Origin of the sequence: Salinispora vitiensis, from assembly GCF_000378825.1 — a bacterium.
Taxonomy (GTDB): Bacteria; Actinomycetota; Actinomycetes; order Mycobacteriales; family Micromonosporaceae; genus Micromonospora; species Micromonospora vitiensis.
This window is the reverse complement of sequence record NZ_KB900388.1, coordinates 3,014,805-3,038,343: the sequence shown is the minus strand read 5'-3', so window position 1 is coordinate 3,038,343 and position 23,539 is coordinate 3,014,805. Positions and strand designations below refer to the sequence as shown.

At 68.0% G+C, this 23,539-nt stretch carries 27 protein-coding genes and 2 pseudogenes; 13 read left to right on the top strand and 16 right to left on the bottom strand.

Going from position 1 to position 23,539, the window contains the following annotated elements:
• Nucleotides 1-233: 233 nt before the first annotated feature.
• Nucleotides 234-977, top strand: a complete 744-nt coding sequence (locus SALPAC2_RS26700) for a DUF4097 family beta strand repeat-containing protein (protein ID WP_223874148.1) — start codon at nucleotides 234-236, stop codon at nucleotides 975-977.
• Between the two features lie 194 nt (nucleotides 978-1,171).
• Here the strand turns inward: SALPAC2_RS26700 and SALPAC2_RS0114210 are convergent, their stop codons facing one another.
• On the bottom strand, nucleotides 1,172-1,603 hold the full coding sequence (locus tag SALPAC2_RS0114210) for a DUF2000 domain-containing protein (RefSeq protein ID WP_018217307.1): 432 nt from the start codon (nucleotides 1,601-1,603) through the stop codon (nucleotides 1,172-1,174).
• A gap of 6 nt (nucleotides 1,604-1,609) precedes the next feature.
• Here SALPAC2_RS0114210 and SALPAC2_RS0114205 point away from each other — a divergent pair, with 6 nt between their 5' ends.
• The gene (locus tag SALPAC2_RS0114205; RefSeq protein ID WP_018217306.1) at nucleotides 1,610-2,455 is read left to right on the top strand and encodes a helix-turn-helix domain-containing protein; all 846 of its coding nucleotides are present in this window, start codon (nucleotides 1,610-1,612) and stop codon (nucleotides 2,453-2,455) included.
• Nucleotides 2,456-2,592: 137 nt separating this feature from the next.
• Here SALPAC2_RS0114205 and SALPAC2_RS0114200 read toward each other — a convergent pair whose 3' ends face one another.
• From SALPAC2_RS0114200 to SALPAC2_RS27315, 3 genes are all read right to left on the bottom strand, one after another.
• Complete coding sequence (locus tag SALPAC2_RS0114200; protein WP_018217305.1) at nucleotides 2,593-3,261, bottom strand: dTMP kinase; 669 nt, start codon at nucleotides 3,259-3,261, stop codon at nucleotides 2,593-2,595.
• 66 nt (nucleotides 3,262-3,327) lie between these two features.
• On the bottom strand, nucleotides 3,328-4,341 hold the full coding sequence (locus tag SALPAC2_RS0114195) for an aldo/keto reductase (RefSeq protein ID WP_223874150.1): 1,014 nt from the start codon (nucleotides 4,339-4,341) through the stop codon (nucleotides 3,328-3,330).
• A 63-nt stretch (nucleotides 4,342-4,404) separates the two neighbouring features.
• On the bottom strand, nucleotides 4,405-5,046 hold the full coding sequence (locus SALPAC2_RS27315; RefSeq protein ID WP_162561341.1) for a hypothetical protein: 642 nt from the start codon (nucleotides 5,044-5,046) through the stop codon (nucleotides 4,405-4,407).
• A 197-nt stretch (nucleotides 5,047-5,243) separates the two neighbouring features.
• Between SALPAC2_RS27315 and SALPAC2_RS0114185 the strand changes: the two genes are divergently transcribed.
• The 5 genes from SALPAC2_RS0114185 to SALPAC2_RS0114165 all read left to right on the top strand — a co-directional run bounded on the left by SALPAC2_RS0114185 (nucleotide 5,244) and on the right by SALPAC2_RS0114165 (nucleotide 8,548).
• Nucleotides 5,244-6,431 (top strand): sensor histidine kinase, encoded by a 1,188-nt coding sequence (locus SALPAC2_RS0114185; protein ID WP_018217302.1) that lies wholly within the window; start codon nucleotides 5,244-5,246, stop codon nucleotides 6,429-6,431.
• A 130-nt stretch (nucleotides 6,432-6,561) separates the two neighbouring features.
• Entirely contained in the window at nucleotides 6,562-7,293 is a 732-nt protein-coding gene (locus SALPAC2_RS0114180) for a DUF4097 family beta strand repeat-containing protein (protein ID WP_018217301.1), read from the top strand.
• A 64-nt stretch (nucleotides 7,294-7,357) separates the two neighbouring features.
• Nucleotides 7,358-7,663 carry a hypothetical protein gene (locus SALPAC2_RS27930; RefSeq protein WP_018217300.1) on the top strand — a complete coding sequence of 102 codons (306 nt, stop codon included), beginning with the start codon at nucleotides 7,358-7,360 and terminating at the stop codon, nucleotides 7,661-7,663.
• A gap of 30 nt (nucleotides 7,664-7,693) precedes the next feature.
• A complete protein-coding gene (locus tag SALPAC2_RS28210) occupies nucleotides 7,694-7,825 on the top strand; it encodes a hypothetical protein (protein WP_018217299.1) in 132 nt (43 codons plus the stop codon).
• Between the two features lie 51 nt (nucleotides 7,826-7,876).
• A complete protein-coding gene (locus SALPAC2_RS0114165) occupies nucleotides 7,877-8,548 on the top strand; it encodes a response regulator (RefSeq protein ID WP_018217298.1) in 672 nt (223 codons plus the stop codon).
• 144 nt (nucleotides 8,549-8,692) lie between these two features.
• On the opposite strand, the gene SALPAC2_RS0114160 is transcribed toward SALPAC2_RS0114165, so the two are convergent.
• From SALPAC2_RS0114160 to SALPAC2_RS24830, 4 genes are all read right to left on the bottom strand, one after another.
• Nucleotides 8,693-9,409: a GAP family protein gene (locus SALPAC2_RS0114160; protein WP_080636923.1), complete on the bottom strand. Its 717-nt coding sequence runs from the start codon at nucleotides 9,407-9,409 to the stop codon at nucleotides 8,693-8,695.
• A gap of 237 nt (nucleotides 9,410-9,646) precedes the next feature.
• Complete coding sequence (locus SALPAC2_RS24835; RefSeq protein WP_018217295.1) at nucleotides 9,647-10,891, bottom strand: MFS transporter; 1,245 nt, start codon at nucleotides 10,889-10,891, stop codon at nucleotides 9,647-9,649.
• Nucleotides 10,888-11,157, bottom strand: a complete 270-nt coding sequence (locus tag SALPAC2_RS0114145; RefSeq protein ID WP_018217294.1) for a hypothetical protein — start codon at nucleotides 11,155-11,157, stop codon at nucleotides 10,888-10,890. The genes SALPAC2_RS24835 and SALPAC2_RS0114145 overlap by 4 nt, the downstream gene beginning before the upstream one ends.
• Complete coding sequence (locus SALPAC2_RS24830; protein ID WP_109745459.1) at nucleotides 11,154-12,380, bottom strand: Gfo/Idh/MocA family protein; 1,227 nt, start codon at nucleotides 12,378-12,380, stop codon at nucleotides 11,154-11,156. The genes SALPAC2_RS0114145 and SALPAC2_RS24830 overlap by 4 nt, the downstream gene beginning before the upstream one ends.
• 233 nt (nucleotides 12,381-12,613) lie before the next feature.
• Between SALPAC2_RS24830 and SALPAC2_RS28515 the strand changes: the two genes are divergently transcribed.
• Complete coding sequence (locus SALPAC2_RS28515; protein ID WP_397540893.1) at nucleotides 12,614-12,736, top strand: hypothetical protein; 123 nt, start codon at nucleotides 12,614-12,616, stop codon at nucleotides 12,734-12,736.
• A 27-nt stretch (nucleotides 12,737-12,763) separates the two neighbouring features.
• Here SALPAC2_RS28515 and SALPAC2_RS0114135 read toward each other — a convergent pair whose 3' ends face one another.
• The gene (locus tag SALPAC2_RS0114135; protein ID WP_018217292.1) at nucleotides 12,764-13,951 is read right to left on the bottom strand and encodes an MFS transporter; all 1,188 of its coding nucleotides are present in this window, start codon (nucleotides 13,949-13,951) and stop codon (nucleotides 12,764-12,766) included.
• Nucleotides 13,952-14,209: 258 nt separating this feature from the next.
• Between SALPAC2_RS0114135 and SALPAC2_RS0114130 the strand changes: the two genes are divergently transcribed.
• The 4 genes from SALPAC2_RS0114130 (at nucleotide 14,210) to SALPAC2_RS0114115 (ending at nucleotide 17,705) form a co-directional block, all read left to right on the top strand.
• On the top strand, nucleotides 14,210-14,614 hold the full coding sequence (locus SALPAC2_RS0114130; RefSeq protein WP_018217291.1) for a VOC family protein: 405 nt from the start codon (nucleotides 14,210-14,212) through the stop codon (nucleotides 14,612-14,614).
• A 156-nt stretch (nucleotides 14,615-14,770) separates the two neighbouring features.
• Complete coding sequence (locus SALPAC2_RS0114125; protein ID WP_018217290.1) at nucleotides 14,771-15,577, top strand: alpha/beta fold hydrolase; 807 nt, start codon at nucleotides 14,771-14,773, stop codon at nucleotides 15,575-15,577.
• A complete protein-coding gene (locus SALPAC2_RS0114120; RefSeq protein WP_050563101.1) occupies nucleotides 15,574-16,536 on the top strand; it encodes an adenosine kinase in 963 nt (320 codons plus the stop codon). Before SALPAC2_RS0114125 ends, SALPAC2_RS0114120 begins: the two co-directional genes overlap by 4 nt.
• A gap of 92 nt (nucleotides 16,537-16,628) precedes the next feature.
• A complete protein-coding gene (locus SALPAC2_RS0114115) occupies nucleotides 16,629-17,705 on the top strand; it encodes a nucleoside-diphosphate kinase (RefSeq protein WP_018217288.1) in 1,077 nt (358 codons plus the stop codon).
• Nucleotides 17,706-17,779: 74 nt separating this feature from the next.
• Here the strand turns inward: SALPAC2_RS0114115 and SALPAC2_RS24825 are convergent, their stop codons facing one another.
• Together SALPAC2_RS24825 and SALPAC2_RS28205 are read right to left on the bottom strand one after the other, a co-directional pair.
• Nucleotides 17,780-18,268 (bottom strand): TetR/AcrR family transcriptional regulator C-terminal domain-containing protein, encoded by a 489-nt coding sequence (locus SALPAC2_RS24825; protein ID WP_263404678.1) that lies wholly within the window; start codon nucleotides 18,266-18,268, stop codon nucleotides 17,780-17,782.
• Nucleotides 18,254-18,352, bottom strand: a pseudogene (locus SALPAC2_RS28205) (TetR family transcriptional regulator); the annotation flags it as partial. The pseudogene SALPAC2_RS28205 and the gene SALPAC2_RS24825, both read right to left, overlap by 15 nt.
• Nucleotides 18,353-18,467: 115 nt before the next feature.
• On the opposite strand from SALPAC2_RS28205, the pseudogene SALPAC2_RS26200 reads away from it, so the two are divergent.
• Nucleotides 18,468-18,644, top strand: a pseudogene (locus SALPAC2_RS26200) (ATP-binding cassette domain-containing protein); the annotation flags it as partial.
• A 148-nt stretch (nucleotides 18,645-18,792) separates the two neighbouring features.
• Here the strand turns inward: SALPAC2_RS26200 and SALPAC2_RS0114100 are convergent.
• The 5 genes from SALPAC2_RS0114100 to SALPAC2_RS0114080 form a co-directional block, all read right to left on the bottom strand.
• Nucleotides 18,793-20,070 (bottom strand): MFS transporter, encoded by a 1,278-nt coding sequence (locus SALPAC2_RS0114100; protein ID WP_026184731.1) that lies wholly within the window; start codon nucleotides 20,068-20,070, stop codon nucleotides 18,793-18,795.
• Between the two features lie 576 nt (nucleotides 20,071-20,646).
• Complete coding sequence (locus tag SALPAC2_RS0114095; RefSeq protein WP_018217284.1) at nucleotides 20,647-21,090, bottom strand: hypothetical protein; 444 nt, start codon at nucleotides 21,088-21,090, stop codon at nucleotides 20,647-20,649.
• Nucleotides 21,091-21,719: 629 nt separating this feature from the next.
• Nucleotides 21,720-21,842: a hypothetical protein gene (locus tag SALPAC2_RS28200; RefSeq protein ID WP_018217283.1), complete on the bottom strand. Its 123-nt coding sequence runs from the start codon at nucleotides 21,840-21,842 to the stop codon at nucleotides 21,720-21,722.
• On the bottom strand, nucleotides 21,823-22,383 hold the full coding sequence (locus tag SALPAC2_RS0114085) for a DUF2087 domain-containing protein (RefSeq protein WP_018217282.1): 561 nt from the start codon (nucleotides 22,381-22,383) through the stop codon (nucleotides 21,823-21,825). The genes SALPAC2_RS28200 and SALPAC2_RS0114085 overlap by 20 nt, the downstream gene beginning before the upstream one ends.
• A 193-nt stretch (nucleotides 22,384-22,576) precedes the next feature.
• A complete protein-coding gene (locus SALPAC2_RS0114080; protein ID WP_018217281.1) occupies nucleotides 22,577-23,491 on the bottom strand; it encodes an NADP-dependent oxidoreductase in 915 nt (304 codons plus the stop codon).
• Nucleotides 23,492-23,539: the final 48 nt, after the last annotated feature.

Below are 23,539 nucleotides of genomic sequence, written 5' to 3'. Positions count from 1 at the left end.
CCGCTGCAACAGAGGTGGAGTGCCGCTGGGGGTGTGATCACCACGACCAGGTCAGACACAACCTCAGCCGACGACGCGAAGCCCCTGGAGCGGGCGCGGGTTCGGCGTCACCTGCCCGCCGGTCGAGCCAGCGGGCAGTAGGGCACCCGAGCAGAGTGTGTGCACATTAAGGTTCGCGTGTGCCTGGTGATCATCGCAGGTGCAGGGAATGTTGATCGACTGAAGGGGCCGCGGTGACGGGCGCACTGAACAAAGCAATGGGCATGGTGGCGGCGATCGGTGTGGTGACGGCGCTCTCCGCCTGCGGTGAGTCGGGGTTCGGCGAACACAGAGCCTCGTCGTCCTACGAGATCTCCGACGCGGTGACCAGCCTGCGGGTGGACGAGTACGGCGGCGACATCGAGATCAAAGTCGGCGATGGCCCGGTCAAGGTCACCGAGACGATGGAGTATCGGGATACCAAGCCGGTCAGCCGGCACAGCGTCAGTAACGGCGAGCTGCTCCTCGAGGCCGACCGCTGCCACGTCGATGGCGTCTGCAACGTGGATTACGAGATCACCGTGCCGGCCTCGCTTGCGGTCACGCTGGCCAGCGGCGGTGGCGCGGTCGATGTGTCGGGCGTGACTGGTGCCGTTGCTATCCGGTCGGGTGGTGGCGCGGTCGATGTGTCGGGCGTGACCGGTGCCGTTCAGGTCGACTCGGGCGGCGGCAAGGTGGTGGCCGTCAAGCTCTCGTCCCCGAAGCTCGGGGTTGACTCCGGCGGTGGTGGTGTCAAGGTCGCCATGAGCGTGGCCCCGCAGTCGGTGAGCGTGCGTACCGGTGGTGGCGGCGCCGACGTGGCTCTGCCCGGTGGCCCGTTCCAGGTGAATGCTGACGCCGGTGGCGGGCCGAAGAAGGTAGCGGTAGCGACCACGGCGTCGGGTCCGAACGTCGATGTCGACACGGGTGGGGGAAAGCTCGTGATCAAGGCAGCCTGAGCCCCTGATTTCCCCCGAATCGGCGGGTGTTCTCCCACGAGGAGGACGCCCGCCGAGGCGTATTTCTGGCGGCGCGACACACTGTCTACCCTGAGGGCCACCGGCCGCGCAGCTCCTCGGCGTCGGTCGGCCGGCGGGAACCTGGTGGGAACCTGGTGGGAATGCGCGCCGATCCCGGCGGCGGACCCGGCCGGTCAGTGATGCATCTTTGCGCCCTTGAGTGCCTTGTCCACCGCGTTACGCGGGCCGTAGGTGGCCATCCCGACTAGGTCCAGCTGCTCGGTCGTGACGGCGCGGACGGCGGCCCGGTTGTCCCGGTCGTTGTTCGTGGCGAACAGGTCGGAGGTGAAGACCGACACCGGGAGGTTACGGCCGATCGCCCGGGAATGTGCCGCCTGGAGCAGTTCTTTACCACCCACGAACACGAGTACGGGCTGCCGGAACATCGACAGGTACTGCACGTCGCTGGCATCCTCGTACGGCTGGCCGATCACCTCGGGCACCGCGGTGCCGATGCCACTGACCAGGAACGCGGTGATGTTGAGGCGCTGCCACGTGAGCAGGTCGTCGCGCAGGAGAACGGCGATCTTGGTGTCGAAGCGTGCGGGTGTGGTGTCAGATTGCATGATCCGATGATCGGCCGTGCCGGTCCCGCTGTCTTGTACGATTTTGACGTGTCGGTGACCAGCGCTGGCGCGGCGGGCATGGCGATCTCCGCTTGGCGTCCGCGCCTGGGCGGTGTGGTGGAGGTGCTGCGCGCCCATCTCACCGGTCACGCCTATCCGATGCACGCGCACGACACCTGGACGATACTGATCGTCGACGACGGCGCCGTACGGTACGACCTCGACAAGCACGAGCGCGGCGCGTTCGGCGACCTGGTCACCCTGCTCCCGCCGCACGTACCGCACAACGGCACCGCCGCCCACCCGCACGGATTGCGCAAGCGCGTGTTCTACCTGGAGCCGGATCGGCTGCCCACCGGGCTGATCGGGGCCTCGGTGGACAATTCGGCGTTCGTCGATCCCGCTCTGCGTCGCCGGATCTCAGCCCTGCACGCGGTGATCGGGCAGGCCGGCGAGGAGCTCGCGGCCGAGACCCATCTAGCGGAGATCACCGAGCGGCTGCGCGCTCGGCTCGGCCACGCGGGCCGGCCCGAGCGACTCGACCGGGCCCCGGCGTACCGGCTGCGGGATCTGCTGGAGGAGCACGTGGTGCCGGGCGTCTCGCTCGACGAGGCGTCCCGCGTGCTGCACTTTCACCCGGCCTATCTGGTGCGGTCGTTCACCCGCGAGTTCGGCATGTCGCCGCATCGGTACCTGATCTCTCGCCGGGTCGACCTGGCCCGCCGGCTGATTCTGGCCGGGGAGCCACTGGGATCGGTCGCCGGGGCGAGCGGCTTCTGCGACCAGCCGCACCTGAGCCGCCACTTCAAGCGGATTCTCGGCGTGAGTCCGAAGGCGTTCAGCAAGGGCTGAGCCGCCCGAGGCCGATAGAAGGGCAGCCAGACGAACTCGACGAGATGGCGCCCTGCACGGTTGCGCGCTCTGACAAAGCGCTGGTCCTCGTAGGACTGTCGTGGTTCCCGGCTCGACTGCCGCAACCACGTCAGTGTCTACCGGTCGGGGTCGTGCCCTGTGGGTGGCTGGGGAAGGGGCGCCGGCATGTCGAGGGCGGTGGCGACGACCTCACGCAGAGCCCGCTGCACCGCCTCCCGCCCACCGTTGCCGTCCACAACGACGAAGCTGTCGAACTCTGGCAGGGACCGGTAGGCGCGCCGGTAGCCGGCGAGAAAGTCGATGCTCTCCCGATCGATGCCGCGACTTTCGATACGTCGTTGAGCGGCAGCGGGATCGACGTCGAGGAAGATGGTCAGGTCGGGGGTGGGGAGCGCGCGGTTGAGGCGCCGCAGGAACTCCTCGTTGTCCGCCCGCTGCAACCGAACCGCCGCATATTGACAGTAAGTGTAGCGATCCATCAAGGTGACAGATTCCGGATCGGCTGCCGTTCCCTTCAGCGCGGAGAGCGTAACAAATTTACAGCACGCCGAGATCAGGCGGATGATTTCTGGACCCAACATTGCGAGGTGATCCTCGAAGCCATCTTCCCGAGCGATCTCGTCGAGGGACTGTCGGACCGGGAGAAGGGTCTGATGCGGCAGTTGACATGCGGGAACACCGAGCGTTTTGAGCCACGACGTGAGCTCCTTTGCCTGTGTCGTTTTGCCTGCTCCGTCGATGCCGACGATTGCGATCAACCGGCCGGGAACGTTCAGGTCAAACACGCATCAGCCTTTCTTTAGGGCCAGCGAGCATCGCCCGCCCCGCCGGGGCTACGCGGTCTACCCAGGTCAGCGTTCGTTCCACGCCGACACTTCCGTGAGGAACGTGTAGGGGTAGTCGGGAGTCGCCGGTTCGCTGACCTTGTTAAGAATCTCCATGGCAGCGGGATCGAGGTGCAGGTTCTCTGCCTGGAGGCTTGTGCGTAGCTGGTCGGCCGTGCGGGCACCGACCAGAGCAGCGGTGATGCCGGGCCGGTCCATTACCCATGCCAGCGCGACGTGCGCGGGGGTGAGGCCGTGGTGTGCCGCGACCTCAGCGAGTGTCTCGACGATACGCCAGTTCCGCTCGGTGCCCCGCCGGGAGAATGCCTCCAGACCCCGGTTCGGGTCGTCACCCAGCCGGCTTCCCGAAGGCGCATTGGAATCGCGGCGATACTTGCCGGTTAGCCAGCCCGCCCCGAGCGGGCCCCACACCATGGTGCCCATGTTGAGCGCCTGAGCCGCCGGAAGCTGCTCCCACTCGGGCTCGCGCACGAGCAGGCTGTACTGAGGCTGCAGCGAAACCGGTGCGGCAGCCCCGGACCGTAGCATCTCGGAGTGCAGCAATGCCGTCTGCCACCCGGCGAAGTTGCTGACCCCGAGGTGCGCCACCTTGCCTGCCGCGGTGGCCTCGACGGCGAAAGCAGCGAACTCCTCGGGGGGTTCTCGGGGGTCGGGCCCGTGCGCTTGGTAGATGTCGATTCGTTCGACGCCGAGTCGCCGCAGGCTGGCGTCCAGCGCCCGGTGCAGATAGGCCCGGCTCAGACCCGCACCCGGCTGGCCGGTCACCGGAAATCGCCCCTTGGTAGCGAGGACCAGGTTCTTGCGGTGCTCCGGGCGGTCCCGCATCCAACGGCCCAGAATCTCCTCGCTGCGGCCGTCGGCGTAGACGTCGGCGTTGTCGATCAGCGTGCCGCCAGCCTCGACGAAGGCGTCGAGGATCGCGTACGCCGAGTCCTCGTCGGTTTCCTGCCCGAAGGTCATGCAGCCCAGCGCCAACCTCGACACCATCGGCCCGTCAGCACCTAGTTTGCGCAGCTTCATCGTCCACATCACCTTTTCTGGAGTGGGAGCCTCGGTGCAGCAGACCCATGAATGATGCCCGGTTTACTTGTCATACTCAGGCTCGCACTCCACAGTAGCTGGCGCACAGTAGGCCACATAACTTGGGATAAATGCTATATGTCGATTACCTTCATATTCGTAGACAAGTTCGATGCCGCGACGCACGGAGCGGCCCGGCGCGATTACCTCAAGGCCAATCTGGAGCTCGATCCAGCGATTCTCGCCCGGTTCAGGTGGCTGAACGATTAGCCCTTCGACGGGCATGGCGCCTGCCGCATGAGGCTGTGTAGGTGGAAACCCGAGCCCCTGCTGGAACGACCCCACTTCAGCGTTCGGCGGTAGCATGTCCGGATTGATTCGCGCCAGGGTTTCGATGACAAGTACGCTCTTGCCGGAATCCATGACTGGCCTCGCTGAGATGAGGCGCAGTGGACCTCGTCCGTGCGGTGTTACCGTAACGAGATTGAGGCCGTCCGTGAATTTTGTGCCGACATCTTCAGAGGTGTGCCATCCGTAGGGTGGTGGAAGCTTGAGCTCGCCTCCCGGGGGTTTCGGTCCCCGGTTGTTATAGATGAAAACAGACACGGCCACTACGCTAACCATCACAAAAGCAGCAATAAATACCGGAGCGTGGCGATGGCGCAAGTTTTCGTCGGAGGTGGTCTTTATATCCTTTTCGCTCAAAGTGCGCACCAACCTCTAAGCTCAGCGGCCCTCCGTGTTTACGCGATGGCAAGTATAGAGCCTGCACCCCCAAATGGGGCTGGGCTACGGCGGCGCACCTGATCATCCGCGCCGCCAATCACGTAACGATAGACGTTCCGAGGTAGGTGCTCCGCTGGCGGTCATCGCCGGACCGCGATGCTGCCTAGGCTCTCGTCATGCTGACCAAATTCCTGCGGTGGTGGCTCCGCCGCGATGTCTGGTGCGGCATCGCCGTTATTATGGTGCTGCTCCTGGCCCTGCTCGGGCCGCCAGTCGGCTGGCTGTGCGCGATTCCGGCCGCGATGGCGCTCGCCGCGGCGATCCTGCGCTGGCCGGCCGGGCCGGTCTCGCTGGCGATCGCAGCCAGCGCCGCCGCCGGGGTCTCGCTGGCCGTCGACCTCGGCTATCCGGGGCCGCACGCTCTCACCCTGCTGTGGATGCCATTCGAGATCGTGGCACTGTGGGCACTGATGGCCCGGGTCGTCCGGCGGGTGCCAGACCGGCAGGTCGTCGCGGTCGCGGCGGTGACCGGCGCCGCGGTGCTGTTCCTGCCGCTGCGGTTGACGCTGCGGCTGCCCACGTCCGGCTGGGCCGAGTCGGTGGTCGGTTTGGCGCTGGCACTCTTCCCGGCCGCCTGCGCAGTCGGCGTGGGGCTCTACCTGCGGTCACTGGACCGGCGGCGGGAACGGTCCGTGGTTCACGCCCGGCGGCAACAACGCTTGGAGGTAGCCAGCGACCTGCACGACTTCGTCGCGCACGACGTGATGGGCATCGTCTTGGAGGCCCAGGCCGCCCGGGTGTCGGACTACGACCCCGAGCAGACCCGGCACCTGCTGGCCCGCATCGAGGAGGCCGGCCTGCGCGCCCTGGACTCGATGGACCACACCGTGCAGGCGCTGCGTAGTCCGGACGTCACCGAGCCCGACGACCAGCCGTCGACCCGGGTGTACGGCCTGGCCGACCTCGCCGAGCTGGTTGAGCGGTTTGCCGCCGGGGGCACGGTCCGGGCCGAGCTGGCGATGGCCGACAGCCTGCCCGACACCCTTGGGCCCGAAGTGGAGAAGACCGTGTACGCGGTGGTGCTCGAAGCGTTGACCAACATCCGGCGGCACGCCGCCGGAGCGACGGCAGTCGCCGTCTCAGTGACCTCGATGCCGGGGCCGGCGGTATCGGTGTCGGTCACCAACGACGGTGGCACGGGCTCGCCCCTCCGGGTACGCCATGGCGGCGGCACCGGCCTAGCGGGGCTCGTCGGGCGTACCGATGCCCTCGGTGGCAGCTTGACCGCCGGACCGCAGGGGACCGGTTGGCAGGTGCTCTGCGTGTTGCCGGTTCCGACGGCAGCTCCCGGCCGTAGCTGGTAGCTCCGCTCGCGGTGGACCACCGACTTGCTGGCGTGAGCGCCAGGACAGATCTCTGCCGAACAGCAGATGCACCGGCGCGCGGGGGCCGCGAGGCTGAGTACGTACAGCAAACGAGTCGCTGGAGGAACTGGTGGTTTTGCGCAAGACATCAGCAGGTGTCCTACTGGTAGCCACGACCCTGCTCGCCGGGCTGACCGGCTGCGATGCGGGGCCGGCCAAGACGGAGAGCCGAAGCTTCCCCTTCTCCGGCACGTTGCTCGTAATCGACACCAGGGAGACGGAGCTGAGGATCGCCAACGGCGACGGCGCCGACATCGAGGTGGAGCGGTCGCTGGAAGGCGACGCCGAGGACGACGGCGACGCCACCTGGGCGCTGGATGGCGACACGCTGAAGCTGAGCGTCAACTGCAGCGGCCTGGTGCTCGAATGCTCCAGCGAGCACACGGTCAAAGTGCCCAAGGGCGTTGCGATCGAGTTGAAGTCGTCCGGCAGCCCGGTGAAGATCGACGCGTTGGCCGGCGACCTCACCGCCACGCTCACCAACGACGGATCACTGCGAGCCAGCAACCCGGCCGGAAAGCTGCGGTTGAAGAGCGGTGGCGGCGACATCGTCGTCACCGGAGCGCGCTCGCGCGACGTGACGGCGAGCACCACGGCCGACGCCAACATCAAGCTCGGCTTCGCCGTGGCCCCGGACCGGGTCGAGGCCAACGCAAGCGGTTCGGTCGAGGTGACCCTGCCGAAGGGTCCGGAGACGTACAAGATCGTGGGCAGGGCCGACGGCCTTGACTCCGACCCGGCGAGCAAGCGAGTCATTACGGTGACGGCCGTCGATGGCCGAATCCGCGTCAACAAGGCCTAGGCGGACCCGACATGTTGGAGATAATCAACGTCACCAGCGCCCGCTCGGGAAGTACTCCGGCGGCATGCTGCGGCGAATCGGCATCGCGCAGGCGCTCCTCGCCGACCCACGAGTGGTCATAGTGAACGAGCTGACCACCGGGCTCGGCTACCTGGCCGCGGCGGCCGCGGACACCCACGGGGTGGTCATGTACATCGGGCCGTACCGCGGCATCTACAACAGCCCCTACATCGGTACGCTCATTGCCTTCGCGAGCGCCCTATGGCTCACGCTCGGCGGGTTCTACGTGGTGCGCAACTCGATCGCCCGCGACCGGAGTACCGGCGTCGGGCAGCTCATCGCGGCCACGCCGGTGCGGACCGGCAGCTGATGGTGGCTGCGCGTCGCCTTCGTGGATTTCATGGGCGCGGTCCGTGAGTCCGGTCGCCCGACTGGCCCGTCGCCGCTGCTGGTGGCCGGTACGGCGGCGCTGATGCTGGCTGTCGTCTTTGCAGCCGGCGTGGTGCGACGGCAGCGGCCGGACGAGACCTGACCGGACCATCGGGAATGTGTGGCTCGTCACGGGCGCCGGCCGCGTGCCACCATGGCGCCCGTGACGATACGGGTACTGATCGCCGATGATCAGGACATGGTCCGGCGGGGCGTGCGGCGCATCCTGGAGAGCCAGGCGGACATGGAGGTCGTGGGTGCGGCCGCCGACGGGGTAGCCGCGCTTGACCTCGCCGACCGGTTGCGCCCGGACGTGCTGCTGGTTGACATCCGGATGCCGAAGATGGACGGTCTCGAGGTCACTCGCCGGCTCACCGGGCCGGGCTCACCCGGTCAGGTACGCGTGGTTGTGGTCACGACCTTCGACCTCGACGAGTACGTGTACCCGGCGCTGCGCCACGGCGCCTCGGGGTTCCTGCTCAAGCGTTCGGGGCCGAACCTGCTCATCGAGGCCGTCCGCGCCGCAATGGCCGGTGACAGCCTGATCAGCCCGTCGATCACCGTACGGTTGCTCAAGAATCTGACCGCACCCCCGAAGCCGCAGCCGGCGCTGATCGAGCCGCTGACGGCGAGGGAGATCGAGATCGCGGTACAGGTCGCCGGTGGCAAGACGAACGCCGACATCGCCGGTGAGCTGTTCATCTCGCCCGGCACGGTCAAGACCCACGTCGCGGCGATCCAGCGGAAGCTCGACGTGCGCAACCGGGTGGGCATCGCGGTCTGGGCCTGGGAGATGGGCCACGTGGCCTCCCGAACGATCCGCTGACGGTTCCGCGATCCCGGTACCGTGCCAAAACTACGTTCGGCGGGACCCGTGCTGTCGTCGCGCGGGACCGGCGCCGGAAGCCAGGGCTGAAACCCGGCACCGACCGGTCCGGGTCTCCGCTGGCGGGATCGGACCGTTGCCATGTCACTTCGGCGGTGTGTCGGCATCGCCGATGTCCACTAGGCCGTCCACCAGGCCGAAGTCCACCACCAGATATGCGGCGCCGTTTCGCGCCAGCAGGAATCCGGCGATACCGACCAGGGTCAGCCATGACCCGCGGGAATTCGACAGCTTGTCGAGCCAGCGTTGAAAACGCTCACGTTGCCGTTCGCGGAGGATGATCGCGACGAAGACGATCGCGACTGTGGGCAGGACGGCGACGATGTTGTAAGCGATCAGCAGGGACAACCACTGCGGCGTCGTGAAGTCGCTACCGGCGAGGATGCCGACGGCACCGAAGTACGGCAGGGCGGTGAGGAACTCGGCCAGGGTCACACTGAGGGCGAGCCCGATGACGATCGGAATGCGCTGGGAGGTGGGGCGTCGCACCGGCTCCGCCGGCTTCTTGGACCAGCCTCCGGCGATGCTGTAGATGAGCAGTGAGACGCCGACGACGACCTGCAGTATGTGAACGATCGTTCGCCCAATGTCGTTGCTCATGATGTCCGCCAGGGCACCGAATCCGAGCATCAGGGCGATGCCGAGCCCGAGGTAGACCGTCACTACCGTCGCTACGTAGACGGCCACCCGGGAGACGTAGCGCTCGGTCTTCAGCACGAAGTACAGGCTGACCGCGAGCATTGCTGGACTCAGGCTGTCCACGAGTGCCAGGCCGAAAATCGTTGCCAGAGTAATGACCATCTATCGACCGCTCGTCGATTTGTTGGGGTTGCTCAACGTATCAGCTCGAGAGTCCGGGTGTTGTCCCCGAGAGTCTGGTGTGCGGTCTGCCGGGCGGCCGCGGTCAGATCGCTACCGGTCGGCGCCATTTCGAACGCCCGCGCGACCCGGCGGCGTGATGAGTGAGTCGATCCGTGCTGGCGCGGTGGGTCGTCATGCCGCCTACCCGCCTCGTCATCAGATGGTCGGCCTCAGTGCTCAGGCTCGGACCGTCGTGACCGCTCGCGGAGCGGTGACCCTGAGTGAAAGTACTGCCACGGCCAGCATCAATGCGATCAGGACGGCCAACGCGGTACGGAGCCCGATCCAGTGGGCGAGTACGCCGATGATCGGTGGTCCGCCGAGCAGGCCGACGTACCCGAAGACGGACACCCGCGCCACCGCCCGGCCCGTCCAGCGGGACGCGCCCTCACCGGCCCAGCGGAACAGTTGCGGCCCGATGCAGGCCAGACCGAGGCCGAAGACGCACAGGCCGAGCACCCCGACGATCCAGTTGGGGGCGAGCACGAACAGGACGAGGCCGGCGGCCGCCAGGAGGGAGCTCGTCTGGACCACTCGTTCTGGGCCGAACCGGGCAACCAGCCGGCTTCCGGTCAGCCGCGCGGTCACCATGGCGACGGAGAAGAAGAAGAAACCGGCCGGTGCGAAGTGCGGCGAGGCCTGCAGGTCGTCCCGCAGGAACACTCCGGCCCAGTCGGCGATCACACCCTCGGCCATCAGGCAGGCGAACCAACACAGCCCGAGAAGCGTGATCCGCGCGCCCAGCCGCGGCGGCGGTTGTTCGGCCGCGCCGATCCCGGAGCGTTCGGCTTCCACGCCGGCTCCGGCATGCTCGGCTTCCATGCCGACGTCGGGCGGCAGCGGACGTTCCGGCACGACCCACCGGGCCGCCAGCAGCGACGCCGCAGCCGCCCCCACCCCGAGGACTGCGAAGGCGACGGACGGTGATAGCCGGGCCGCCACCGCGAGCGCGCCGAGGCCCGCGCCAATCAGGCCACCGGCGCTGTACGCGGCGTGGAAGTACGAGATGATCGGCCGGCCCGCCACCCGATCCAGCGCTACGGCCTGCGCGTTCATCGCAACGTTCAGTACGCCGCTGGCGAGTCCGAACACCAGCAGCGCGACCATCAGCCACGGCAGGCTCCCGGCCAGGCCCGGACCGATCAGGCCGAGCGCGACCAGCAACGCCGCCAGGACGACGACCCGATGGCTGCCGTACCGGTCCAGCCGGCGTTCCATCCACAGCAGCCCGATCACGGTGCCAACCGCCGCCACGAACAGCGCGGCGCCCAGCTGGCGCTCGTCTAGCCGCAACCGGTGCATGATGTCCGGGATCCGCGACACCCAGGACGCGAAGATCACCCCGTTTATGAAGAAGTACCCGCCGATAGCGAGCCGCGCCGCGGCTTGCGTCCGGTCGGTTCCGGGAGATGCTCGGGTCATCGAACCGCGCCATCCGTTGCCAGCGTCCGGGGGAACTGGGGGGACCAGGCGTGGAACTGGTCGACGAGATGGGCCGACAGATCATCGCGGGCTCCGAGCACCGTGTCGGCCAGGTGGTACTGACCCTCCCGCCGGCAGGTGTGCGCGAGCCGGTGGAGAAAGCGGTCGAACAGCTCGATGGACTGCGCGACGTCCATCCGGATCTGACCGAGCGTGATGGCGGTCCGGCCCGCGGCGAGGACGCCCCGGCGGACGGGGTCGCTCATGACCTCAGCGCCACAACGTCGGCCTCGAACTGGTCTGTCGCCCAGTCCTGTGGCGCGAGCGGAGCGAAGGTGCTGTCGATCCGCACCCGGGCGGGTTCGGCTGCCGAACGGGCCATGGCCAGCACGATCTCCAAGACGTGCACGGCGTGCTCCGCGGTCAGGTGCTGCCGCCCCTCGCCACGTACGCTCGCCGCCAGGTCGGCCACACCACGCGCGAAGTCCATGTCGTGTGTGTCGGTGTAGCGGTGCGGATAGTCGGCGGGGCGCACCAGCGGGTAGGTGCGTGGCCCGGTCAGGTAGTGGTGCCGGGCCCGCGCACTGTCCGCCCGGGTCCGGACGGTGACCGGAGCGCCGAAGTTCCAGCAGTCGTCGACGGAGAGCACTCCCTCGTCGCCGACGATCGTGAACGTGTGGTTCTCGGGTGCGACGGTGCCGCAGGTCAGACGGGCGATTACCCCGGAGGCGAACTCGATGACGGCGCAGGCGAAGTCGGGCGCGGGTGGGCCCGGGTCGACACCGGCCAGCCGGTCCGGGACCAGCAGACCGGCGTACGACGTCACGGCGGTGGCCGGGCCGAAGAACGCGGTCAACCAGGTGACGTAGTAGCCGGCGTGCTCCATGATCGGCCCGGTACGGAATTCGTCCACGTAGGGCCATGGCGCGCCGGAGATGCTGATCCAGTTCTGGAACGGCATCTGATGGATGGCGCCGTCGTCGAGCTCGGCGTAGGCCAGCCGGGGTTGACCGATGACCCCGCCGCGCAGCGCGTGCCACAGGCTTTGCGCCGTTTCGCTGAGCAGGGAGCACGGTGCGGAGGACAACCCCAGCCCGCGGCGGCTGGCAAGCTCGAGCAGGTCGCTCGCGTGGTCCAGGCGGAGAGCCAGCGGTTTCTCCGAGTAGACGTGCTTGCCGGCCTCCAGACAGCGACGCGAGACGTCGTAGTGGCTGCTCGGGTTGGTCAGGTTGACCACTATCTCCACGGAGTCGTCGGCGAGGATCGCCTCGATCGACGGGTACACCGGCACCTTGTGGAACGCGCCGAAAGTCTCGGCCCGCTCCTGCCGCGCGTCGAACACGCCGCGCAGATTGAGTCGGTGGTTGGGCAGCGTCGCGGCGTAGAAGTCGGCCACGTAGCCGCAGCCGACGAAGGCGATTCCGGTGTCGGGGCCACAGAGGACAGCGGTTGGCGTCTTCTTTTCCGCAAGATTATCCACAGCGCTCATGTCCTTGGTCCCCCGGTGATCCAAGAGCCGCCCGTCGATGCGGACGCCATCAGCAGGGCGATGCCATCACGATCCATTAGCTAATGTCAACCGTCATTACGCTTAGCTACGGTGCCTCTTCACCCATGACCTGATCGACAACGCGCCACAACGTCGCCGCGGACCTGGCAGATGGCCGGTGGACGTTCATCCCGGGCGACGCCTAGGAGACGCTCCGAGACCACCGGTACGACATCGACTACCTGTTCGTCGACGCGCCGCACACCGCGAAGTTTGCCCGCTGGTTCGTCGGTCAGTTGTTCCCGACGGTGCGCTCGGGTGTCCCGGTGAGTGTGCACGACGTGTTTGCGCGGTAGGCCCGCCAGTCGCGGGCGCGCTGGCGGCTACTTTTCGGCGTCGTTCGACACTGAGGGGAGACGATGAACCGCGACCATCGCGATGATTGGCATGACCGCCAACGTGAGCAGTGCCGCGTTGAGGCCGGCACCGTCGGCGATCAGCCCGAAGACTGGGGCGAGAAAGCCTCCCACCGACACCGCGAGACCGAGTGTGACGCCGGAGGCGGTGGCCGCCCGCCCCGGTAGGTAGCGCTGGCCGAGTGTGACGTTCACCCCGAAGGGCAGGTAGCTACCGACGCCGAGCAGGGCGACCGCCATCCACGCGATCCACGGAAGCGGCGCCACTGCCAGTACCACCAGGGCCGTAGAAGTGGCGGCGTACCCGAACCAGAGGGGCAGGGTTTCTCCCCATCGGTCGGCGACGTGACCGCCGACGAGCGTGCCGATGAGGCCCGCCGCGAAGAACAATGCGAGCGAGTTACTGCCCATCTGCTGGGTGGCCCCGAACTCCCGGATGAACAGCAGCGGGAGGAACGAGGCGACTCCGACGATCACCGCGGAGCGTGCCGAGATCGACAACGTCAACCAGCCGAAGGCGCGCCAGTTGTCCCGGGCGGACGCCGCGTTGGACCGGGCCCGCCCACGGTCCGCCCAGTCCGAGCGGCGACGCATCACCAGGCTGCCCGCGATCGCCGCCCCGACCGCTGGTACGACCAGCCAGGGGCTCGCGTCGAGACCGAGCCAGAGGAGAAATGGCGTGGCCGCGAGCGGGCCGAGCGTGTAACCGACATTGCCCCCCAGGGCAAACCAACTCATCGCCGTCGCGGAGCCGCCCCCCACCTCCCGGACGGCCCGCGCGCTTTCCGGGTGGTAGGCGGCGATCCCGAGACCGGCGACGACGGCGGCGGCACACGACAGCCAGTAACCCTCCGTGATGCCAAGCAGGGCACATCCCACACCGGAGGTCAGTACGCCAGCGGACATCATCCACGGTGTCCGATGGCGGTCCGCGATAAGCCCCAGGATGGGCTGCACGATCGAAGACGATGCGGTGACGGCCAGCAGGAGCCCGGTCACCCCGACGAAGCTGTAGCCGTGGCGTACCGCGAGCAGCGCGATGATCGCGCTCGTCGCCCCTTGGTAGAAGTCGTTGACGATGTGGGTGCCGGTCAGGACGGCGAGCCGAGGAACCCGCGTGGTGGGCCTCTGCCCACCAGGCGACTTCCTTAGCACTGCACGACGACCAGGTCCGGGATGCGCTCGTCGGCTCCGCCGTCAGCTTGAGGCGAGCATGAAGAGATCCTCGTCGTCTGCAATCTCATGCGTTCTCTGCGGGGGGTCACAAAGGACATCCTCAGGTTCGTGCATCAGGTAGGCAACCCCAGTGGTCCCGTTGTTGGGCTGGACCGAGTACTCAGGAGGTTTTCGGCTAGACAGTCCGTCGGTGCGAGCCAATACTCTTGGGGCCCGTCCACACTCCCTAGGAGCTACATGACAAGCAGGTTCGAGGTGCTGAGCATCGACTGCCACAACCCGGAACGGCTCGCTGCCTTCTGGTGCGAGGTCTTCGGCTTCACGGTTCTCGACCGCAACGAGGACAGCGTCGAGATCGGCTCCTGGGAGCCGAACGTCGAGGACGTGCGGGCCCGTCAAATGCCGGTCACCCTGGTCTTCGTCCGGGTGCCTGAGGGCAAGACCGTGAAGAACCGTCTCCACCTCGATGTCAGCCCGTTCGACATGAGCACCAAGGACGAGGTGCAGCGGCTGATCGCCCTGGGCGCCGGCAGAGTCGATGTGGGTCAGGGCCCGGACCGCGGCTGGGAGGTCCTAGCCGACCCCGAAGGCAACGAGTTCTGCGTCGTGCGCTCGCTGGCCCCCGGCGAGTTCGAGGGCTGAGACCCCCGCACCGGCCCTGGAAGGGCGACCACCGGTACCTGCTCAGAGGTGTCCAAGGGTTCGCCGAGCTTGTGTCGCCGGCGGATCGAGGCGGGGGCATCAGCACGTCACGAAGAATCGATGAAGGGCCAACGTAATCTGATGGAGTCTCGTCGTGTGACCGTTCCTGGCGGTTCGCTTTTCACCAGCAGCGGCGGTGACCCGACTCGACCCGCCGTCCTCCTCGTGCACTCCGGCATCGCGCACTCGCAGATGTGGTTTCCCCTGATGCGCGCGGTCGGCGACGAGTTTTTCACGGTCTCCTACGACTGTCGTTGCTTCGGTCGATCCACCACGTCGCTGGACGGCACCTACTCGGACCTGGCCGACTTGGCCGCCGTTCTCGACGCGTACGTCCTGGACAGCGCCGTCCTGGTGGGAGAGTCGCGGGGGGCCAGGCTGGCTGTCGACTTCGCGCTCACCCATCCGCAGCGGGTACGCGGCCTGTTCCTCCTGGCGCCGGACATTGGCGGGTTCGACGCGCCGGTGGCCGACAACGAGCGGGAACTGGTAGCGGCGATCCGCGCGGCCGAGGACGCGTGGGAGGTCGAGGACGTCATCGCCAACGAGGTCCGGTTACTGGTCGACGGTCCGACCCGTGACCAAACCGAGGGGCGCCAGGCGGTCCGCACGAGCGTGATCGAGATGTCCCGGGTGAATTACGCGCAGCAGAAGGACACTCCGGAATTCACCTCCGTCGAGCCGGCGGCGGCCACCCGGCTGTCCGACGTCACCTGCCCGGTACGAGTGCTCGTCGGTGCGGCCGACACCGCCGGGACGAAGGCGATGGCGGCCGCGCTCGAGAACGCCATCCCGAAGGCCAGCCTCCTACGGGTGCCGGACACCGCGCACGCGCTCACCCTGGAGCGTCCCGAGCTCGTGGAGCGCGAGCTTCGCTCCTGGTTGCGCGACTTCCGCCGATGACGGGTGAGCCGCGGGGTGAGCGTCGCCCCCGACGTCCGGAGATCGACGTTCTTGTCCTGGGCGGCGCCGGCGTGGACACCATCGTCTACGCACCGCAGTTGCCCCTTCCGTTCGCCGACAGCTATATGGTGCCGGCGATCACGACTCGCGCGGGGCAGACCGGCGACTTCGTGGCGATGGCGGTTCACGCCCTGGGTCTGCGTACTCACCACGTCGATGTGATCGGCGACGACCATGAGGGTGACTTGGTCCGCGCCCTGCACGACGAGCGGGGCATCCCGCTCACCGCCTCTCCGCTGCGGGCCGGTACCCGCCGCGCGGTCAACCTCGTCGCCCCGGACGGGCGGCGGTTGTCCCTGTACGACAGCAGCCGATCCGAGGCGGGGGACCGGCTCCCGGTGGAGCTGGTCACCGCCCTCGCCGCGGCGAGCCGGCACGCCCACGTGTCGATCACCTATCCGTGCGCCTTCGCCCTCCCTACGCTGCGCGCGGCGGGCGTAACCATCTCCACGGACCTACACAACTGGGACGGCCACGAGCCGTACCACGAGGACTTCGCCTACGCGGCCGACCTCGTCTTTGTGTCGTCGGCCGCACTGGCCGACCCCGAGCAGACGATGCGGCGCATCGTCGAACGCGGCCGGGCCCGCACGGTCGTCGCCACCGCCGGAGCCGAGGGGGCGTACCTGCTGGTCGACGGGGAGTTCAGCCATGTTCCGGCGGTCGACCCGCCGGCGCCGGTGGTGGACTCCAACGGTGCGGGCGACGCCTTCGCCGCAGGCTTCCTGTTCGGCTGGCTCGCGGGGGAGCCGGCGCGGCGGTGCGCCCTGTACGGCGCGATCTCCGGGGCTTACGCCTGTACCGTGGCGGCGACGAACGTCGACTTGATCGACCGGGGCGCGCTGCTCGCCCGGGCGGCGGAACTGGACCCGCCCGCAGGTCGAAGCCGCCGCTGGTGACGGCGACGCGTGCCGAGGACGGGACGGCCAGGCGCATGCGTGGGGAGTGCCCGACTTGGCGGCGGAGCGGCGGGCACCGGAAGGGCAGAATCATGGGGGACGAGTCGATGGCGGGGCTGTTGGCGGCGCTGCCGGTGGACGATTGGGCCGAGCCCCGGCGCTTGCTCGACGCGCACCCGGCGGCGGCGCGACGCACAGCCTTCATGCTCGCGCGGCCCGAAGCGGTCCGCCAGGGCCAGGTTCCGGATATCGTCGCGTGGCTGGGCGAGCGGGGCTTCGGCGTGACCGCCCTTAAGGTGGTGCGCCCGCACCACCGCCGGCTCGAGGAGCTCTACCGCTACACCCAGGTGAGGCTGATGGACGCCGGCAGCCGCCCGTTGTGGTGGTATATGCCGCGCTACTACCGACTCGGCCCGGCGGTGGCGCTCCTCCTCGACCGTCCCGGTGACGTCCCGGCGGCCGAGTGGCTCTCCGAGCTCAAGGGGCCTTCCAACCCGGGTCTGTCGGAGCCCGGCCTGCTGCGGTACGAATTCGGCTCGCAGAACATGGTGATGTGCGTCGTCCACACGTCCGACCTGCCGGAGACCGCGGTACGGGAGTCCTGCCTCTTCCTCGGCGGCGACGCGGTGGAGTCCGCCCTGCGCGGCGCCGACGACGGCACCCGCCGTGACCTGGCCCCGGCCGAGGTGGTCGATCGGCTGGTTGCCGGCGGTGCACCCACCCGGGCCGTGCGGCTGCCCAACTTCCACCAGATCCTGGCTGGCCTACAGGCCCGGATCGTCCGGGAGAGCGCCAGCCCCACCTCCGATCGGGCGGCGCGGTCCCTGGAGCAGCTCGCTGCCGGGCCGCTCTCGGACCCCGACTATGGCCGTCGTACGGCGGCACTGCATGAGTGGTGGAGCACCGAGGGGCGCGACGTGCTGGCGGTCCTCGACCCCGGTGCCGAGGCGGAGGCCTTCCTCGCCTGGTCGGCGCGGCTGGAGGGCACCTCGGCGGCTCTTACTGACCGGGTTATCGACCGGCTTCGCGAGTTGGGGCACGACATCGACCTGTGGGCCGAGGTGAGCCTGGAGACGGGCCTGGGGTTCCACGACATGGTGATGACCCGGCTCGCGCCCACCACGGACGACGCGGCGATGTCCCTGGCCGATCTGAAGGCGTCGCCGTGATCAGCTGCGGGATCAAGGCGACCCGCGACCGTGGGGTGGCGCCCGTTGAGGACCCGCTGCCTTGGCTGTTTCGGCTAGGCCTGGTGGTCGACTCGGCTGAGAAGTTCGGTGATGCCCCTGGTGAAGAGGTCGTCCTCGTCCCACTGGCTGCTGTCGAGGTGGCCGGAGGCGACGAGCGTGGGGTACGTGGCGGGCCGTGCCGTGATGTGTTCGCGGGCCTGGTTGTGGGTCCGGTCGGGGGAGACCTGCCGCCACGTCGCCTCGGTGAGCGCAGCGCCGATCACGAAGTTCGCGATCACCCGGGTGGAGACCACCAGCCGCACGCCGGTGAGTCCGCCCCGGACCAGCGCCGACTGGAAAAATTCGGTGCGGGCTAGGACGTTCGGGCCGAGCATCGGGCGTCCGATGAGGCCGGCGGCCCACGGGTGTCGCAGCATGACCTCGCGCCATCGGTGAGTAAGCAGCCGTACGTCGTCCTGCCAGTTCTCGCTCGGCTTGGGCAGGACTACGTCTGCGAAGATCTGGTCGACGGCTAGGTCGAGGATGTCGTCTTTGGTGCGCACGTGCCAGTACAGCGCCGTGGGGGTGACGTCGAGGCGCTGTGCGAGGCGGCGCATGGTCAGGCCCTCGAGGCCGCTCTCGTTGAGGAGCGCGACCGCCTAGGCGACGATCCGTTCGCGGGTCAGTGGTATGCCGCGGGTCGCTCGTTCCGGCTCCGGGCGTAGCCAGATCGAGTCAGCGAAACCGCAGACCCTCAACGACGCGATGTCGGCATTGGCCAGGTATGAGTTGGCGCCGGCCCGAAACCAATTATTCGAGACGCTCTCCGGCGGTCAACAAGCAAGGCTCCAAATTCTGCTCCTCGAACTGTCCGGCGCCAATCTCCTGCTGCTGGACGAACCTACAGACAATCTTGACATCGCAAGTGTGGAAGTACTGCCCCTCGTCGTTGCGCAGCACGACAAAGTCGCCGGCCTCGACCTCGAACGGGTTGGACATGACAGTCCCCTCCTCGACGCGTCGGTAGCCGGCGTACGGCGACGCCGGCTACCGGGAGGTTCGCTCAGCAAGACGGACTCAAGACAGGTCACCCACCGGCAGCGGACATCCCTCCGGACGCGATCTTCGTTGGGGCGGCACGTTGAACAGCCTGCCGGGGCCGCACGAGTGCGATGACAGTAGATGCCAGGGTGGGAGCCGCCGCTGCCACGAAGCACATGGACAGAGGAACCTGCCCCAGGAGCAGGCCCGCAGTCGTGGTCCCACCCGAATTACCGGCGTTGAAAGCGCTGTTGACCCACGTGCCGGCTTGGATGCGCGTCTTCTCCGTGGCGCACTCATCCGCGACAAGGTAGGCCGTCGACAAGGCCGGCGCGACGAAGAGACCGATGCACCCAACCGCGATGGTCAGTACGAATAGGTTGGAGACAGTCCCTGCGGCTGCCAGCACCACGGACAGGGCGAAGGCCAACAGAAGCAGGCGTTGCCTGCTGGGCAGACGCCACTTGCGGGCCCCATATGCCATGCCCCCGATGGCGCTGCCCACTGAGAGAGCAGCTTGAATCCATGCCACGGCCGCGACGTGGTGGTGCTTTTCTGCGAAGGCGACCACCAGTAGTTGCAGGGCGCCCAATGCCATGCCGACTCCCCCTGCCACAACGACTGGGGCCAGCAGCTCAACCCAGCCGCGCGCTTTCTCACCTGTCGGAGGCCCCTGGTCTGAGCTGGTCTCGGGGCTGTCGTCGGCGCTTGTCGGATCGGTGTTCAGCTCGTCCGTTGCAGCTTCGGAAACCTGGCTCCGCAGGAGAGGAGAGGTGACCAGCGCGAGCGTGCCGGTCAGGACCAGGACGGCACTGAAGCCCACGCCAAGGGCGGGATTACCGAAAGCGATGAACAGCCCAGCCACCATGGGGCCGAACACGTACAGCAGCTCCTCCACAACAGTGTCCAGGGCGAAGGCGCGCTGCCGTAGTTGCTCGTCAGGCATCAGGTCACTCCACAGGGCCCGCATCACCGGCCCGAGCGGAGGCGCGCAGGCGCCCGCCGAGAGCGTCAGGACCAGCAGTATCCAAGGCGACGTACCCGAACCCCAGGTGGCAGCTGCCAGTGTCGCGAGCAAGGCCGCATAGACAGTCGCCATGACCGGCAGAACCTGCCGTGGTCCTCGCCGGTCGAGCAGTCGGGCACGCAGTGGCGCCAGGAAAGAAGAGCTGAGCCCGAAACACGCTACGGCTGTGCCCGCCCAAGCGTAAGAGCCAGTCGTCTGGCTGAGTGCCACCACCAAAGATAAAAAGACGATGCCGTATGAGAAGCGGCCGACTGTGGCTGCAGCAAAGGTCCGCAGCGCAAATGGCTGACGCAGCACCGTAGAATACGAAGGATTCCCCGATAGGGAAGACATATGACGTTCCTCGTCGAACGTGGCGCGCGCACGCGCCAAAGGCAGGTCAAAGACAGTAGGGCCTTCCGCGCCAGGGCGGAGGCGGTCTTTGGTCTACGCACGAAGGAGGAACATCCGGTAACAGTAGCAGCACCCACGGAATCGGCCTCCGACGACGGGGTGACCGGCCGTCTGACAACTCGGCAGCGCCCTCGTGCTCCCAGAACCCTGTATTGACGTCAAGTCCACCAACGCCCCACCATGGACCGTGACTACCTCGGTAAATGCCCGGCCCGGCGCCCGCTCCAACGCCTTGCGCTCCGGTCACCCCACACGAACGGCCGTGCACCCTTAGCCGCGGCACCACCAATCCTGTCGCACTCGCCTAACTGAAGCTTGGAGTAGGCCTCCGCTATCGCCTTCCCCGCTGGAGATCACCACGCTGGTGGTGGTCACCTCGGTGCCGCGATGCTCCAAGACGTACGCGGCCGATCGGCACGGTGCGAGTTGCGACGCCCCGGCCAGCCTCGGGGCCCGCCGGGACACGTGTCGTCGGGACCGTCAGGCGTCGACCGGGCGATCGCCGCGCTCGCGGACGGGCAGCCCACGCCGCGGGGTGGTCGCTGCGATCGCCGCCGCGCCGAGGACGAGCGCTGGGACCACGACGTAGACCCCGTCGCCAAGACCCAGGAGCAGGCCCCACGCCAGCATCACCAGCGCGCAGAGCGCCGTCGTGGCGCCGACGGCGCGGCCGATCAGGTCGGCGGCGAGGGGCAGCAGGGCCGCGACCACCGGCACACCCAGCAGGTAGCCGGTGGCCGCGCCGTTGTCGGACACGGTGTCGGGCAGCAGGGCGACGACGATTCCCAGGGTCAACCCCAGGGCGACCAGCCGCAGTGACCGGCCGAGTGCCGGCGGGGCGCCCCGCCGTCGGCTCAGGTGGAGCAGTGCCGCCACGATGACGAACAGCGCGAGCACTCCGCCGACAATGGCAGCGACAGTCATGACGACTCCTCGGCCTCGATGATGTCGGCGACCCGGGCCTCGTTCACCTCGACCGGCCGCCGCTTCCGCAACGAATCGGTGAGCCAACGCAGCCAAAAGTGTCGATGCCGCCACCTGTGGTGACATTATCATCCGCGCGCATCTAAATTCAATAGACATTCTTCGCTGAAAAATTCGATGGTCCGCTCGCGCTCGGCAGCGGGAGTATGGATCCGAGGGCAACTCTCTCGTCAATTCGCCGGCAGCAGAGAGGTCCCCGTGCCTTTGGCCATGGTGGCACTTCGAAGGAGCGGGTTCGCGGTTGACGGTGACCCGGACTTAGTGGGCTCGTAGCTCATCGGCGATCATCTGAGCGTCTGGATCGGATGGTCACAACTGAAGAGCTCTAGGCATGAACGTGGTCGTCCGGTCCGGAGGACACCAGATGCGTACGGAAGAGCACCTCGGCGGTCAAATCGATCGGTGTCCGGGCCAGCTCCCCACATCGGTGCCGTCCGGGTGCCGGCGCAGCCGGGGTAGCGGTGTTCGCCGGCCGGCAGCACTCGCCGCCCCTGGTCACTGACGAGGGTGCGTAGCACCGCGTGCCGCTCGGCGACTGCGGTGACGGCCCCGGCCCGGGGCGGACTCGTTCAGCCGCCCCGGATCCGGACGGCGATCGGAACGGGGAACCCGGTGTCGGCCGAGTCGGCGCGGTGCAGGAACCAGGGGTGGCGCTGGGCGGCGGAGAGCAGGTCAGCCGAGACCGATTGCATCCATGTATCTTTCTGCTTCGCCCGCCGCCGGGAGAACGTCCTGGGTGCGGGCATAGACACCCTGGACGCGGAACATGAGCTGATGGTCGATCAGGTAGCGCCGGATCGCAACGTGGTCGACGCCGCTGCCCGCGCACCAGCGCTCGAGAACGGTGTTCACCGCCTTTTCGTCGAACGTCTTTTTCTCGTCGAACGACTGCTCCACGAGGTGGGCGAGCACGGTGTGCCGCCGGGTGCGTTTCGACGGCAGGCTGGTCAGGCGGCCGTCCTGCACGAACCGGCTGACGTCGTCCCGCGGGCTGGGTGCGGTCTCGGTCTGCAGGAGACCCCGCACTCTCTCGTAGTTGACGCGAAGGGCGCCGTCCTCGTCGGCGAGGAGCCCGATGGACTCCAGCCGTCCGATCGCGGCTTGCGCGCCGCGGGCGTCCACGCTCGCCCGGGACCTGATCTCGTCCCGGCTGGAGGCTCCGAGTGCCACTGCCGCGAGCACCCGGAATCGCTGCGGATCGGCGAGAGCTTTGATCACATCGGTCGCTTCCATCCGGCGATCATAGGCAGACCGGACATCGACATCCTCGATCACCCTGCCGGAGTCCGGGCGCGACCGCCGGGGCTTGAGGGGCCGGACATCGCGGACGCAAGGGGTCGCGTTTCATAGCCCAACGGGGCCGCGGAGAAGCCCCGGGGAGCTCAGGTTCGACGGGCGGGTGGCACCTCAACGCCTGGCGGCGGGGTCAATCAATGGTGATGACGATCTTGCCCCGGATGTTCCCGGCCTGGTAGGTGCGCTGGGCGTCGGCGGCGCGGTCCAGCGGGAAGGTGGCGAGGATGGGCAGGTGCAGGTCGCCCTGCGCGTAGAGCTGCGCCAGGGTGGCCAGCCGCTCCGCCGAACGGGCCAGTGGAGTCGTCCGGATGCCGAGCTCCGCGGCGCGTCCGTGGTCAACCAGCGTAAGCACGCGGTTGCGGTCGGGCACCAACTCGAGGGCGGCATCAAGGGCTTCGCCGCCGATGCCGTCCATGCACGCGTCCACGCCCTGGGAGGCCAGCTCGCGCACCCGGCCGACGAAGCCTTCGCCGTAGGCGAACGGGGTCGCGCCCAGCGAACGCACGTATTCGTGCTGTGCCTCCCGGGCGCCGCCGATCACCGTGGCGCCCCACAGCCGGCACAGCTGCACACCGATGGTGCCGACCGCCCCGGCAGCGCCGTGGATCAGGACCGTGTCGCCCGCACCGGCCTTGATCTCCTTGAGGCCGATGTCCGCCGTCTGGGCCGCCGCACTGAACCCGCCGGCCACTGTCCAGGGCATGGCCGCCGGCTTGGCGGTGAGCTGGTCCGGTCCAACCACGATGTACTCGGCGTAGCTATTCAAGGTGCCGTAGCCAAGGACTTCGTCGCCGGGCGCGAAGCCCTCCACGCCGGCACCAACTTGATCGACCACACCGGCGAACTCGTTTCCCGGAATCTGCGGAACCGTCGGGTCCGCCGCCTTGTGGATGATCCCGGCCACGACCGCGACGTCGAACGGCTGCACCCCGGCGGCCTTGACCCGGACCCGCACCTGCCCGGGCTGTGCCTGCGGTTCCGGCACGTCCATCAACCGCAGCACCTCCGGGCCGCCTGGCTCGAAAAAGGCCGCTGCTTTGCTCATGATGGTCTCCGTTCGACGATGTCTTCGTGCCGCACATCCGGCATTGGA

Coding starts and splice junctions, on each gene's coding strand:
- SALPAC2_RS0114115 (WP_018217288.1), top strand. CDS start 16,629: ATGGGGGACGAGTCGATGGCGGGGCTGTTGGCGGCGCTGCCGGTGGAC.
- SALPAC2_RS0114080 (WP_018217281.1), bottom strand. CDS start 23,491: ATGAGCAAAGCAGCGGCCTTTTTCGAGCCAGGCGGCCCGGAGGTGCTG.
- SALPAC2_RS0114120 (WP_050563101.1), top strand. CDS start 15,574: ATGACGGGTGAGCCGCGGGGTGAGCGTCGCCCCCGACGTCCGGAGATC.
- SALPAC2_RS0114195 (WP_223874150.1), bottom strand. CDS start 4,341: ATGAAGCTGCGCAAACTAGGTGCTGACGGGCCGATGGTGTCGAGGTTG.
- SALPAC2_RS0114085 (WP_018217282.1), bottom strand. CDS start 22,383: ATGGAAGCGACCGATGTGATCAAAGCTCTCGCCGATCCGCAGCGATTC.
- SALPAC2_RS27930 (WP_018217300.1), top strand. CDS start 7,358: ATGCTGCGGCGAATCGGCATCGCGCAGGCGCTCCTCGCCGACCCACGA.
- SALPAC2_RS0114160 (WP_080636923.1), bottom strand. CDS start 9,409: ATGGTCATTACTCTGGCAACGATTTTCGGCCTGGCACTCGTGGACAGC.
- SALPAC2_RS0114205 (WP_018217306.1), top strand. CDS start 1,610: ATGATCGGCCGTGCCGGTCCCGCTGTCTTGTACGATTTTGACGTGTCG.
- SALPAC2_RS0114165 (WP_018217298.1), top strand. CDS start 7,877: ATGGCGCCCGTGACGATACGGGTACTGATCGCCGATGATCAGGACATG.
- SALPAC2_RS24830 (WP_109745459.1), bottom strand. CDS start 12,380: ATGAGCGCTGTGGATAATCTTGCGGAAAAGAAGACGCCAACCGCTGTC.
- SALPAC2_RS0114185 (WP_018217302.1), top strand. CDS start 5,244: ATGCTGACCAAATTCCTGCGGTGGTGGCTCCGCCGCGATGTCTGGTGC.
- SALPAC2_RS0114145 (WP_018217294.1), bottom strand. CDS start 11,157: ATGAGCGACCCCGTCCGCCGGGGCGTCCTCGCCGCGGGCCGGACCGCC.
- SALPAC2_RS0114095 (WP_018217284.1), bottom strand. CDS start 21,090: ATGACTGTCGCTGCCATTGTCGGCGGAGTGCTCGCGCTGTTCGTCATC.
- SALPAC2_RS24835 (WP_018217295.1), bottom strand. CDS start 10,891: ATGACCCGAGCATCTCCCGGAACCGACCGGACGCAAGCCGCGGCGCGG.
- SALPAC2_RS28200 (WP_018217283.1), bottom strand. CDS start 21,842: ATGCAATCGGTCTCGGCTGACCTGCTCTCCGCCGCCCAGCGCCACCCC.
- SALPAC2_RS28210 (WP_018217299.1), top strand. CDS start 7,694: ATGGGCGCGGTCCGTGAGTCCGGTCGCCCGACTGGCCCGTCGCCGCTG.
- SALPAC2_RS0114130 (WP_018217291.1), top strand. CDS start 14,210: ATGACAAGCAGGTTCGAGGTGCTGAGCATCGACTGCCACAACCCGGAA.
- SALPAC2_RS0114210 (WP_018217307.1), bottom strand. CDS start 1,603: ATGCAATCTGACACCACACCCGCACGCTTCGACACCAAGATCGCCGTT.